Below are 242 nucleotides of genomic sequence, written 5' to 3' on the forward strand. Positions count from 1 at the left end.
CTCATGGGTGGCTATCGCTACGGCAAGACCGACACGGCCTCATCTGGTGCCACGCTGGCTCTGCTGCCGCACCGCGACGACTACTACTGGGCTGGCGTGAACTACCAGGTGACGCCTGCGCTGGGCCTGACGCTGGCGTACTACTACGACAAGATCAAGGAAGCGACCATCGGCGGGGCAACGGTCAACCCGCGTAATCCGCAGCAGTGGCAGTTCATCGCCGACTACAACTTCTCCAAGCG

General features: G+C 62.4%; 1 protein-coding gene. It reads left to right on the top strand.

What is annotated here, in order from left to right; translation table 11 throughout:
- The coding region (locus tag JFU56_RS22700) for a porin (RefSeq protein ID WP_198439464.1) at positions 1-242 on the top strand (242 nt) is incomplete at both ends.

Source organism: Moritella sp. F3 (genome assembly GCF_015082335.1).
Classification (GTDB): domain Bacteria; phylum Pseudomonadota; class Gammaproteobacteria; order Enterobacterales; family Moritellaceae; genus Moritella.